Origin of the sequence: Ignavibacterium sp. (genome assembly GCA_032027145.1) — a bacterium.
In the GTDB taxonomy this organism is placed as follows: domain Bacteria; phylum Bacteroidota; class Ignavibacteria; order Ignavibacteriales; family Ignavibacteriaceae; genus IGN3.
In genome coordinates this window covers 66,533-79,690 of sequence record JAVSMP010000001.1, presented here as the reverse complement: position 1 = coordinate 79,690, position 13,158 = coordinate 66,533, and the positions used below count along the sequence as shown (strand labels likewise).

11 protein-coding genes are annotated in these 13,158 nt (G+C 33.4%); 4 read left to right on the top strand and 7 right to left on the bottom strand.

What is annotated here, in order from left to right; all coding sequences use genetic code 11:
- Nucleotides 1-7 precede the first annotated feature (7 nt).
- Nucleotides 8-1,009 (top strand): MoxR family ATPase, encoded by a 1,002-nt coding sequence (locus ROY99_00325; protein ID MDT3694800.1) that lies wholly within the window; start codon nt 8-10, stop codon nt 1,007-1,009.
- Nucleotides 1,010-1,015: 6 nt separating this feature from the next.
- On the opposite strand, the gene ROY99_00320 is transcribed toward ROY99_00325, so the two are convergent.
- The 5 genes from ROY99_00320 to ppk1 all read right to left on the bottom strand — a co-directional run bounded on the left by ROY99_00320 (nt 1,016) and on the right by ppk1 (nt 7,222).
- Nucleotides 1,016-2,068, bottom strand: a complete 1,053-nt coding sequence (locus ROY99_00320; GenBank protein ID MDT3694799.1) for an AI-2E family transporter — start codon at nt 2,066-2,068, stop codon at nt 1,016-1,018.
- 4 nt (nt 2,069-2,072) lie between these two features.
- Complete coding sequence (locus ROY99_00315) at nt 2,073-2,297, bottom strand: NifU family protein (GenBank protein MDT3694798.1); 225 nt, start codon at nt 2,295-2,297, stop codon at nt 2,073-2,075.
- Nucleotides 2,298-2,400: 103 nt separating this feature from the next.
- Nucleotides 2,401-3,669, bottom strand: a complete 1,269-nt coding sequence (locus tag ROY99_00310; protein ID MDT3694797.1) for a TlpA disulfide reductase family protein — start codon at nt 3,667-3,669, stop codon at nt 2,401-2,403.
- A 242-nt stretch (nt 3,670-3,911) separates the two neighbouring features.
- Nucleotides 3,912-5,018, bottom strand: a complete 1,107-nt coding sequence (gene apbC, locus ROY99_00305; GenBank protein ID MDT3694796.1) for an iron-sulfur cluster carrier protein ApbC — start codon at nt 5,016-5,018, stop codon at nt 3,912-3,914.
- A gap of 86 nt (nt 5,019-5,104) precedes the next feature.
- Entirely contained in the window at nt 5,105-7,222 is a 2,118-nt protein-coding gene (ppk1, locus tag ROY99_00300) for a polyphosphate kinase 1 (protein MDT3694795.1), read from the bottom strand.
- A 269-nt stretch (nt 7,223-7,491) separates the two neighbouring features.
- On the opposite strand from ppk1, the gene ROY99_00295 reads away from it, so the two are divergent.
- From ROY99_00295 to ROY99_00285, 3 genes are all read left to right on the top strand, one after another.
- Entirely contained in the window at nt 7,492-8,940 is a 1,449-nt protein-coding gene (locus ROY99_00295; GenBank protein ID MDT3694794.1) for a potassium/proton antiporter, read from the top strand.
- A gap of 17 nt (nt 8,941-8,957) precedes the next feature.
- Entirely contained in the window at nt 8,958-9,314 is a 357-nt protein-coding gene (locus ROY99_00290; GenBank protein ID MDT3694793.1) for a hypothetical protein, read from the top strand.
- Between the two features lie 214 nt (nt 9,315-9,528).
- Nucleotides 9,529-9,663, top strand: a complete 135-nt coding sequence (locus tag ROY99_00285; protein ID MDT3694792.1) for a hypothetical protein — start codon at nt 9,529-9,531, stop codon at nt 9,661-9,663.
- 314 nt (nt 9,664-9,977) lie between these two features.
- Here ROY99_00285 and ROY99_00280 read toward each other — a convergent pair whose 3' ends face one another.
- Nucleotides 9,978-11,426: a TrkH family potassium uptake protein gene (locus ROY99_00280; protein ID MDT3694791.1), complete on the bottom strand. Its 1,449-nt coding sequence runs from the start codon at nt 11,424-11,426 to the stop codon at nt 9,978-9,980.
- 8 nt (nt 11,427-11,434) lie between these two features.
- On the bottom strand, nt 11,435-12,778 hold the full coding sequence (gene trkA, locus ROY99_00275; GenBank protein MDT3694790.1) for a Trk system potassium transporter TrkA: 1,344 nt from the start codon (nt 12,776-12,778) through the stop codon (nt 11,435-11,437).
- Nucleotides 12,779-13,158 lie beyond the last annotated feature (380 nt).

Sequence of the window (13,158 nt, the reverse complement as noted above, 5' to 3'; positions counted from 1 at the left end):
GCTAAAATTGAGTAATCCAAACTCCGGTAAAGAAGATGTTCTGTTAGTAGAACAGTTAAATAAAAAAATTGATGAGATTAAAACTGAAATTTCTAAAGTTATAGTTGGGCAAAGTTCCATTATTGATCATCTGATTATAGCACTGCTCTCACGCGGGCATTGTTTACTGGTTGGCGTTCCGGGTTTAGCAAAAACATTATTGATTAAAACACTTGCAGAAGTTTTGGACTTAAAATTCAGCAGAATACAATTTACTCCCGATTTGATGCCAAGCGATATTACCGGAACAGAAATCCTGGATGAAGACAATATAACAAAGCAAAGAAGTTTCAGATTTATATCAGGACCAGTGTTTGCTAATATTATCCTTGCTGATGAAATTAACCGAACCCCGCCAAAAACACAGGCTGCACTTCTTGAAGCAATGCAGGAGCATAAAGTAACTGCTGCAGGAAAAACTTATCAGCTTCCTGAACCATTTTTTGTTTTAGCAACACAAAATCCAATAGAGCAGGAAGGAACATATCCACTGCCCGAAGCTCAACTGGACAGGTTTATGTTCAATCTATGGTTAGATTATCCGACTGCTGATGAAGAAGTTAAAGTTGTTCAGACTACAACAAGCCAGTATAAGGCAGAACTAAATAAAGTCGTTACAGCTCAGGAAATTTTAGATTATCAGAAACTTGTTCTGAAAGTACCAGTAGCACCAAATGTAATTGAGTTTGCCGTTAAGATCTCTAATATGACAAGACCTGTAAACAGCAATGCTCCTAAATATGTTAAAGACTGGGTTACCTGGGGCGCTGGTCCGAGAGCATCTCAATATCTTGTTTTAGCAGCAAAAACTAAAGCAATTATGGAAGGCAGATTCACGCCAAATATTGATGATGTAAAATCTGTAATGCTGCCTGTTTTACGCCACAGAATAATTACAAACTTTAGTGCAGAAGCTGATGGAATATCTTCAGTTGATGTGATAAAGAAAATTATTGAAGAAAAAATTTAGCCTGATTTATAGTTTTGCGATACTATAATTTTTATAAGCAAAATAAATTTCTTTTAATGCAGTTTTGATTATTGTTGCAGTTGGTACAGCAAGCAGCATCCCAATTATTCCGAACAATTCGCTTCCCGCAATGATTAAAAGTATTATAAGTATCGGATGTATATCAACACTTTTTGAAAAAATATAAGGCTGTACAAAACCGTTATCAATAGTATAAGTTAATGCAATTACTAATAAGATTAATGGAATCATTGACAGATTTCCGGTAATCATTATAGATAAAATAATTGCAGGTATTCCCCCGATAATTGGACCAAAATAAGGAACAAGATGTCCTATACCTGCAATTACTCCAAGCGGCATAGCATTTGGCAAACCGATAAAATAAAAACCAAAGCCAATAAATACTCCAACAAATGTTGCATCAAAAATCCAGGCTCTTACAAATCTTCCAAGCTGAAGAGTTACTCTTTTAAGTATCCAATAAGATACTTCAAAATATTTATTAGGAACCTTGTATATCAGTCCTTTCTGTATTGCATCAGTATCTTTTAATAAGAAGAAGGATATAAATGGTACGATTACAAAAAAAGAAGCAATAGAGACAATACTGCCCAGATAAAAAGTAAGATGATTTATCAGGTCATTAAATGAAGTTGATATAATATCTTCAGCCTTCTTAACCAAATTACCCTTATCAAAGAAAGGGAAAATACTTAATAGTTTTTGCTCAATTATATTCAGCTCTTCATTAAGTGAAAAATCTTTTAATGCAATAATTAGCTGATCCATTTGATATACAAGCTTTGGTATGACTGATGAAAGAGCAAGGTAAACTAAAAATGCAAAGGAAAGGAAAACACTTAAGGTTGAAACTGTTCGGGATAAACCTTTCCCTTCAAGTAAGCGAACAAATGGTGCAAAAATAAAACCAAGAAGTACTGAAAGAACGAACAGAATTACAACATTGCTTAGTACATACAGTAAAAAGATAACCGCAACTATGCCGATAAACACAAAAAGGTAGTTGAATATTTTTTTACTTAAAATTTCAGTCATTTAATCAATCAGTTGCTTCAATTCTTTTTACAGAAGGAACTTCGTTCAAAATTGCTCTTTCAATGCCTGCGCGTAATGTCATAACAGAAAGCGGGCAGGTTTCACAAGCTCCAAGCAGTCGTACTTTAACTATTCCATCTTCAGTAATATCAACAAGTTCTATATCGCCATTATCAGCTTGCAAAAATGGTCTGATGTTGTTAAGTACTTTTTGTATTTCGCTTCTTATATGAGTCATATTTTTGAACTGGTGCAATTGGCTTAACTTAGAATTATTATAATTTCCAAAAATATTTCAACAGGCTGATTAACCGGTTGAAAAAGAAATTGCTTTAGTTTAAAACTTCTGCAAGTGTTTCTTCAAGCTGAGCACCTCTTAAAACATTTTCATCCCTGATTATTGTTCCGTTTTTATCAATAAGATATAAAGTCGGCCAGTGTACAATATTATATAGTTTGTGAATAGTCTGGTCTTTGTCATCTAAAGCCTGAGTCCAACTCATATTATTTTCTTCAGTAAACTTTTTAAACTCATCCTCATTTTTGGAGTTAAACATCAGATCGCTGCTAATACTAATTATTTCAAATCCCTTTTCTCTGAACATTTGATAAGCTTTTACGAGATTTGGAATTTCACCAACACAGGGTCCGCACCATGTTCCCCAAAAGTCCAAAAGAACAACTTTACCTTTAAAATCTGAAAGCATTCTTTTTTCACCCTTTGTTGTCACAAATTGAAAATCAATTGAAGGCTTTCCAATAATTTCTTTATTGAACTCAGCTGATTTTTTTTGTCTTTGATTCATGTCATACATTCTCTGAATAATCGAAGCTCGCTTACCATCTGGAATCTGTTCAGCGATTTCAATAATTTTTTTAGAAGCTGATTCATAATAAGGCATTAAAACACCACTCAAAGCTGATTGAAAGGCAACATAGCCTTTACCTTGTGCGTTTAAAAGCTCATAATCATCAGGAAATCTTTCTTTCAATTGATTGAACTCTTTTTCGAAATCATTGTACAACAGAAGCAGCTTTTCAAAATCTTTTTCGCCATTAAATTTTTTATCCCAAAACACATAGCGTGCAATATGAAAATCCGGATAGTCTTTAAGCTCATTTTCTATTTCATCAATGCAGGTTTTATTATCAGCGCCAGCCATTATCAGGAAATCGATATTTCTGAATCTTGCCCCTTTGACGGGTTTACCGGAGTTATTATAAACATAACTTGTATAAGTTTTTTTATCATTAAAATCAGAATTATTACCGTCGGTAAGATAGTATGAAAGCAATTCTGCTGAGTCCGGAATATTAATCTCAGCGGTAAAGATACCGTTTAATGGTAACATATTGATTTCTTTTTTTCTTCCTTTATCGGGTTTAATAACATTTTGAAATAAGGACTCAGGTCCTTCTGATGAAGTTCCTTTTGTGCCCCAGTAATCAAATGCGTAAACAAGTATAATTTTAGAATCCTTTGTGAAAATATTTTTTTCCGCAGGGTCATATTTTAATAAGTAAGTTTTTCCGGCAACAGGTAAGGATTGAGCAGCCAATGAGAGCGAGAATAAGAAAAATAAAAAGATTATGTTTTTCATTTTATCACCTCAATTGTTTTTAGTTAATCTAAAATAAAACCAATAAAGTTTAATTCCTACTTATCCATGTAAGGATGCTCTTTATTGAAAATTATTTGACATCTCTGAATATTTGCTGCAATAGACACTTATAACTAATCTCAGAATCAAGATTAAGAAATTTTGAATTAGTCACTTTTTCACTTATAGAATAATACTCCCCAATCTTTTAATTATTAGAATAGTCTTTCAGAAGCCTGAATTTAATTATTATCACCAAGGTCTATTTCTATTTTATCATCTAAACCGGTATTACGGATGTTTACCTGTTCAGTAAGTTTTCTTGATATATCCATTAATATTTTAGTTTCCTCTGCATCAGGAATAGCGAACACCATCGGTTTACCATTATCTCCGCCTTGTCTGATACGCGGATCAATAGGGATTCCACCAAGTAAATTTGTATTTAATTCTTTACAGATTTTTTCGCCTCCGCCAAATCCGAATATATCATATTTTTTGCCTGTATCAGGTGCGATAAAGTAGCTCATGTTTTCTACTACTCCAAGTACTGGTACATTTACTCGTTCAAACATTTTCAGAGCTTTTCGTGCATCGATCAACGAAACTTCCTGAGGTGTTGTAACAATAACAGCACCTGTTAAAGGAATTGTCTGGACAAGTGTAAGCTGAATATCACCTGTGCCCGGAGGCAGATCGAACAATAGATAATCAAGTTCACCCCAATCCACATCGGTCATAAATTGTTTAATTGCTCCGCTTGCCATAGGACCTCGCCATATTATAGGATCTTTTTCATCAACAAGTAAACCTATTGACATAAATTTAATTCCATAATTTTCAAGCGGTACAATCTTAACGGAATTTTCTGCCTGATAAACTTTTGGTCTGTCATTTGCGCCAAGCATCAGTGGGATACTTGGACCATAAATATCTGCATCTATTAAACCAACCATTGCACCATCCTGAGCTAATGCCACTGCAAGATTAACAGCAACTGTGCTTTTGCCGACTCCACCCTTTCCGCTTGCGACTGCAATAGTGTTTTTAACGCCCGGCAATATTGCATCCTTGCGCGGGTCTTTATGAGTAGTTATATGAGAAGAGCTTCTTGCTTTGATGCTTAGATTAACTTTTTTTACTTCTTTGAAATCATTTTTTATCTGATCGGTGATAGCTGTTTTAATATCATCGGGATTGTTTGCTGTAACAGAAAGTTCTAAAAAGATTTCTCCATCTTTCTGATCGAACTTTTTTATGGAATTCATTGTTATCAGATTAACATTTAACTCAGGATGCTTTACATTTTTTATTGAGTTTATCAAACTGCTTTTTGTTATTTCGGACATTATCTTACCTTAGGAATATGAATTGTATTAGATATATTGTTATAAAAATATTTATGTGCTGTAAAAAAAATAACTTTATAAGATTCTTAATTTCTGACACCGGTTGTTTTCAAATTATGTTTCATGAGCCATTCCTGACTGTTAACCTTTTTTGTTGTTTCTTTAAGTTCAGAGAATTTATAACTGCCATCAGGCTGCAAAAAGCGAGCTTTAACATTATCTTTCAAAGTAACTTTTATTAATGTACCTATTATTTCTTCTTTTAATTTTTGGTTTTCAACCGGAACTGCAACTTCAACTCTTCTATCAAGATTTCTTTGCATCATATCCGCACTGCTGATAAATACTTTTTCGTTTCCATCATTATAGAAATAAAAAACTCTGCTATGTTCAAGAAATCTGCCTACAATGCTTCTGACTTCAATATTTTCACTAAGTCCTTTAACACCGGGTATTAAACTGCACACACCTCGGATGACAAGCTTAATATCAACCCCGGCAGATGATGCTTCATATAATGCTGATATAATTACCGGATCAACAAGTGAATTAAGCTTCATATAAATTTTTGCCTCTGCGCCTGCTGCGGCATTTTCAATTTCTTTATTAATCAGCTCTAAAACTTTTTCACGCATATTTACTGGCGATACCAGCAGTTTTTTATATTCTTTTTGTTTGGAGTATCCAGTAAGAAAATTAAAGATATCAGAAACATCACTGCATATATCTTCATCTGAAGTAAAAAATCCCAAATCAGTATAAAGCTTTGCAGTAATTGCGTTGTAATTTCCGGTTGAAATATGCACATATCTTTTAACACCATCATATTCTTTTCTGACAACAAGAGTCATCTTGGCATGTATCTTTAATCCAACCAAACCATAAACAACATGTATTCCAACTTTTTCAAGTTCTCTTGCCCAAAAAATATTATTTTGTTCATCAAATCTTGCTTTAAGTTCTACAAGCACGGCAACTTGTTTTCCCATTTCTGCTGCTTCGATTAAACATTTGATTATTGGAGAATCAGAGCCAACCCTGTATAGTGTCTGCTTTATTGCTAATACATCCGGATCCTTTGCGGCATTTTTAATAAAATCAATAACAGGTGTAAATGAATGGTATGGATGATGAAGAAGAACATCTTTTTGTCTGATTATTGAAAAATAATCTTCATCTTCTTCAAATACTTTTGGAGTAACAGGATAAAATGGTTTTTCTTTTAGCAGATGCACTGGCAGATTGTACAAACTCATTACATCACTCAATCCAAGCGGTCCATCTGATGTATGAACATCCTCTTTATTTATTTCCAGATTTTCAATTAATGTATCAAGCATAAAATCAGGCATTGGATGCCCTACTTCTAATCTGACTACACTGCCGAATCTTCTTTGTTTTATGTTTTCTTCCATTACACTTAATAAGTCGTCAGCTTCATCTTCCTGAAGCTCAATATCTGTATTTCTTGTAATTCTGAATCTATGAGCTTCAACTATTTCCATTCCGGGGAAAAGTAAATTCAAATTTTCTTTGATAATATCACCGAGCCATATATAAGTTGCAAAGAAATTTCCATCAACATTTGATGATTTGTTTGAATCCAATATACTATCAACCTGCAGCAGTCTCGGTAAAATACTTGGCATCTTTACTCTTGCAAAATGCTGTTCTCCATTTGGTTTTTTAATAAGTATTGCAAGGTTTAAACTTAAGTTTGAGATGTAAGGGAAAGGTCTTCCGGGATCAAATGCTAATGGAGTTAAAACAGGAAATATTTCTTTTTTAAAATAATTAGTTAGTTTCTCTTTATCAGTATTGCTTAGCTCGTTAAGTGAAATAAGGCTGATACCTTGTTCTTTTAATGCAGGTATTATTTCAATTGTCCATAGATCATCAAGCTTCTTAAGTAATGGCTTTAATGCTATCTCTACCTTATTAAGCTGTTCTATAGGTGTAAGTCCGTCAATTGCGGGCTCAGAGATATTTGCTGCGATCTGCTCCTTTATTCCTGACACTCTGATCATATAAAATTCATCCAGGTTAGAACAGAATATTGAGATAAATTTTATCTTATCAAGCAAAGGCAGCTCGGGATTAAGTGCTTCATCCAGAACACGTTTATTAAACTCAACCCAGCTTAAATCACGGTTGATAAAATTTTCAGGTTTACTGTACTTTTTTAATAATTCTTTAGTATTCATTTAATCAATTACATTGGGATGCAAATATAACCTATTTGCAAAAGATTTGCCGATAAAAAGCTCTTAGAATTGACTTAAAACAACATTATATAGTAAGTGATCGGTATTTTTTCCCAATAAGCATATTAAAAGTATTACTTGAGCTGCAATTTTTAGCAATAATTTTACGAAGTAATAAGTTAAATGAAAACAATATATTAGAAATGTTGCTCTAAGTTTTTTAAATTGCCAATCATTTTTTAAAAATCAAATCCTGTAGTAATGAAAATATGATTCTTGATTATTTCCTGCTCGGCAGTGCAATACTTATACTTTTAAGTATAGTATTTGCAAAGATATTTGATAACCTTGGCTTGCCGACACTAATTTTATTTATTGCTCTTGGTATGCTTGCCGGTTCTGAAGGAATAGGCGGAATATATTTTAATGAGGCATTAATTGCACAGAATATCGCAATTATTGCGCTGGTGTTTATACTTTTTTCGGGTGGTTTAAGTACAAGTTTACAGGAAGTAAGACCGATAAGATTTCAAGCACTCAGTCTTGCATCTTTTGGTGTGATAATTTCAGCTTTGGTATTTGGAGTAATTGCTTCATACATTCTGAAAATAGATATGATCTATGGTTTGCTTTTAGGAGCAATAATTTCTTCAACAGATGCAGCGGCAGTATTTAATGTATTGCGCTCAAAAAATGTAAGTCTTAAAGATAACTTAAAGCCGCTTCTTGAGTTTGAATCAGGCAGTAATGATCCGATGGCAATATTTTTAACAATCAGTTTGATTGAAACAATTACAAATCCCCTTTCTGATTGGCTGAGTTTTGCAAAGCTGATTGTATTTCAATTTGGTTTTGGGTTTCTGATTGGTTTAACAATGGGAAGAATTGTTGTCTTAATAATGAATAAAATTAAATTAGAGAATGAAGGTGTTTATCCGGTTTTATTAGTTGGTTTAGCTTGTATGATATATGCTGCAACAAATCTTATTGGCGGCAGTGGATTTTTAGCAGTATATCTTACAGGTATTGCTGTGGGCAACAGAGATTTCGTTCAAAAGAAAAGTTTATTAAGATTTTTTGATGGTCTTGCCTGGCTTGGGCAGATAAGCATGTTTCTTACACTTGGTTTACTGGTTTTTCCATCAGAAATAATTCCGATAATTGGAATCGGACTTGTGTTATCGGTTGTTCTTATGTTTATTGCACGACCTGTAGCTGTATTTATATCTTTAATTTTTACAAAGGTCAGCTTTAAAGAAAAGGTCTTTATTTCGTGGGTCGGTCTTCGGGGAGCAGTTCCTATTATTCTGGCAACATTCCCTTTATTAGCCGAAGTTAAATATGCGCGGTTGATATTTAGTATTGTATTCTTTATCGTTTTTACATCAGCATTATTACAGGGCTGGAGTTTAACATACGTTGCAAGATGGCTAAAACTGGATGCGCCATATATTAAAAAGATAAGATCACCGATTGAATTTGAATCAATGCACGGCGATGATAACGACCTTTACGATTTTTATATTTCTGATAATTCGGGCGCTGCCGGTAAGACTGTTGTGGAGCTTGGTTTGCCGAAAGATAGTTTAATAGTTCTGATAAACAGGAATGAACAATATGTTGTTCCTAAAGGTTCTACAACCGTTGAAGCTGGTGATATTTTACTTATACTTGCAAATAAAAAAATTCTTACTGATATAAAAACAATAATTACTTAATAATTTTTAAAAATATCTTGTTTGTTAACAGATTATATAAAGAAAAAGGTGTAAATGTTCTTTTAGTGATCTTGTTGTTTGGTCTTCAAATCACTCAAATTTCAAACCGGAACGATTATCCTGTTACAAAATTTTCAGAAACCAGTTTTCAGATTTATTATTACAACGGCGAATTAAGTGCTGCACGCAGTAATCCAAATCCGGTTAAACAAAATACGGAACGTAATTTTGCCTCTTTCCATTATATTTATGATAAGCATGATCTGATTTCTGAAAGAGATATAACCGACTCAAAAAAAATTTGCAACGGTGGGTTTTCTACTACATTTCGTTTCAAAACTTTTCTTACTGTTATCTTTTCTACAAGCACATAGTCCATCCTTTTCAAACACTTACTGAAGTTACGAAATTATATTGCTGAATTTGCTTCAGCAACTTAAGATTATATAAAAATCAGACTCCGCACGCAATCCGCTTACAGAGATTGGAGTGATACATTTATAGTTTCTTTCATATTACGTAACTGCAGTTACTTATTTAATTAATTAAGCATTTAATGAAATAAATTGATTTGAAAGGAATTATTCAATGCAACCCGAATTAAAAAATGAAAAACAAAAAAGTCTTGTTACAGATATTGCTTTTTATGGATTGATTGGACTCTTGGGCTTAAGTGCTTTGGCAGCAGTTGTAGCTATTGTTTATTGGGTATTTATCAGTTGATAAAAATTATCATAATATTGTAAAGACCAGACTTTCAGCTGCCAGCAGATTATCCAAAAAGCATGATTATAATATTCTTCAAACCCAGTTCTTCTGTAGAATTGGGTTTGATGTAATTTCATCTCAAATAAATAATATCTTTTTCATTTAGCACTAAAATAAACCAGACAGAAAAGAAGAATTCATCTTGCATTATTTATAATGAATTTATCTTTATTAAACCACAGTAATAAACTCTAAAGATAAATTAAGGTACAAAATGTTAACTAATCTAACTTATTTAATTAGTTATAAATTATTGAAACAACTTCTTTTTACTTCTTCCAGAAATATGGAGTAAGGATAATCAACACAGTAAATAACTCTAATCTTCCAAACAACATAAGCAAACTTAACAGCCATTTAGCAAGCTCAGGCAGATGTCCAAAGTTTGAAGCAGGACCAACGGTGCCTAAACCAGGTCCAATATTTCCAAGACAAGTAGCTGCTCCGCCTATTGAAGAAATAAAATCCACACCCATCAATGATAGCATTATTGCGCCAAGTACAAAAACTAACATATATAGTATAAAAAATGCCTGCACATTTGAAATAATTTCCGGAGTTACGGCTTTTCCATTTAATCTTGTTGGAATTACAGCTCTCGGGTGTAATAATCTTTTCAATTCCATAAAGCCATTTTTTAATAAAAGTAAATGCCTAACTACTTTAATACCGCCGCCGGTAGATCCAGCAGAACCGCCGATGAATAGAAGTATCAGAAAGATCATTTTAGAAAATACTGCCCAGTTTTCATAGTTACTGGAAACGAATCCGGTTGTGGTAACCAGTGATACAACATGAAAAAGTGATTGTCTGAAAGCTTCTTCGGGTTTAAAATCTACATACGGAATATGAATAAGAGTAATGAAAACAGAAACTCCGATGGTAAAAAACAAATATGCTTTGAACTCGTCATTTTTTTTTAAGAATGAAAAATTCTTATGTATTATCTGATAATGCAAAGTAAAATTCATTCCTGCTAAAAACATAAACAAAATCAGTATGTACTGAATATAAGGAGAAGTAAAATAAGCGGTACTGTTGTTCTTAGTTGAGAATCCGCCTGTAGCTAATGTTGCAAAAGAATGATTGAGCGCATCAAAAAAGTTCATACCGGCTATCATTAACAGAATAGTTTCCAAAAATGTTAAAGCCATGTAGATAACCCACAATCGCTTTGCTGTTTCCTTAACCCGCGGATGAAATTTATCCTTAGTTATACCGGGGACCTCAGCGGCATACAACTGCATTCCGCCAATGCCAAGTAAAGGCAATATTGCAAGAGAAAGAACGATTATTCCCATTCCACCTATCCAATGAGTAAGAGATCTCCAGAATAAAAGACCATGCGGCAGAGATTCTATGTCTGACAAAATCGTAGCACCAGTTGTTGTAAAGCCCGACATAGTTTCAAAAAAGGCATCGCTGTAATTAGGAATTGATCCATGTATAACAAATGGCAATGCACCGAATAAAGACATCAGTACCCAGCCTAATGTTACTATTAAATAACCTTCTCTTTTACCAATATCAGACTTATCTGCATTTCTTGTTTTAAACCAAAATCCGAATCCGATTATACTTATCCCAATCCCCGTAAAAAGCAGAACAGCAATATCATTGTCACCATAGTATATTGAGAAAGGAATCCCAAACATCATAAAGATGCCTGTTATTAAAACAAGAAACCCGAGAATATTTAATACGCGTTTAATGTTCAAAGCAGCAGTTATCCTAGAAAAAACTTTTCTAATTTTTCTACAGCATCGGGTAAAGAGAATACAACAACCTTATCGCCGGCATTTATTTTTGAATCCCCAACACCTATATGCCCTTCATCATTTCTAATAAAGCCGCCGATGATTGTGCCTTTAGGCAGTTCAAGTTTTGCAAGAGTAGATTGTGTTATATGTGAACCGGGCTGTGCAATATACTCTAATAAAACTGCATCAATTCCTTCTAAAGTAGAATAAGATACCAACCCGCCTTTTTTAATAAAACGGACAATATTGTTTGCAGAGGTTAATTTTTTGTTAATGAGAGAATCGAGTCCAATAGTTTGGGTAAGTGGGATATAATCAACTTTATCAACCAGCGCAATTGCTTTTTTAACTCCAAGATGTTTTGCCATCAGGCAGGAAATTATATTTGTTTCAGCGTCTTCTGTTAAAGCTACAAAAGCATCTACATCAATAATACCTTCTTGTGCCAGCAGATCTATATCCCTTCCATCGCCTTTAATAACCAAAGTATTAGGAAGTTGATCAGCCAGTTCAAAAGTTTTATCAGCATCATTGTCAATTAATTTAACAGTCATTTTATCACTTAGCATACTTGCGACCCGTCTTCCTATCTTGCCACCGCCAAGAATCATTATATTATTAAACTGAATATTTTCTTTACCGGCAAGGCGTAAGATTGCATCGTGACCCTGAGGTTTTGAAATTACAAATACCTGATCGTTAGCTAAAAATTGATCATTGCCTCTTGGCACAATAGTTCTAAAATTTCTATGAATTGCAACTACGCGGAAATCAACATTTTGGAATTGCTGAGAAACCTCAAACATTTTTTTGTGTATTATTGGTGCATTTTTATCAAGTCTTATACCCATAACTGAAAGCTTGCCGTCTTCAAACTCAAGCACATCAGTTGCTGCTGTACGATTAATAAGATTAACAGTTTCGATTGCAGCAAGACCTTCGGGGTAGATCATAAAATCAACACCGAGTTCATTAAAATTAACTCCGCTTTCCGGTTCAAGATATTCATCATTAAAAATTCGAGCGATGGTTCTTTTTACGCCAAGCTTTTTGCCAATTATTGCCGATGTTATATTAACCTCTTCTGATGCTGTTACAGCAACCAAAAGATCAGCTTTATCAATACCAGCTTGTTTAAGAACAGATACTGAAGTAGAAGATCCGTTGATTGTAAGAATATCAGCCATCTGATCAGAATAGGATAATCTGTCTTGATCTAAATCAATAGCAATAATATCGTGAGACTCGATTGAGAGCTGCTTAGCAAGCTGATAGCCGACATCTCCCATTCCTGCAATAATTATACGCATATCAAATTCTATATTAATTTCAATTCAAAATTAAGAGTAAATAAACAAAATATCTTGATTAATAACAAAACTATTTAGAATTAACGATTGGACATAATATTTCTTACAATGAATAAACGGAAGATAGATTAATCTGTTAACATCAGTTTAATCTGTTCGATCCGTGTGCCATTTTCCTAAAGGCTAAAAAAGAATTGGTTATTATGAGAATAAAAAAAATAGTTTAGTTTTCTCAAATAACAACAAGAACAAGATATCGGTAAATAAGAGTATAATTATCCGTAAATATTTTCAAATAAGGAAAAACTCTGTTCCAAATACTGAAGATTCAGTGTTTTAGTTTTGCAAAAAAGTTGAAACAAAAGAACAGGCAGCAGTAG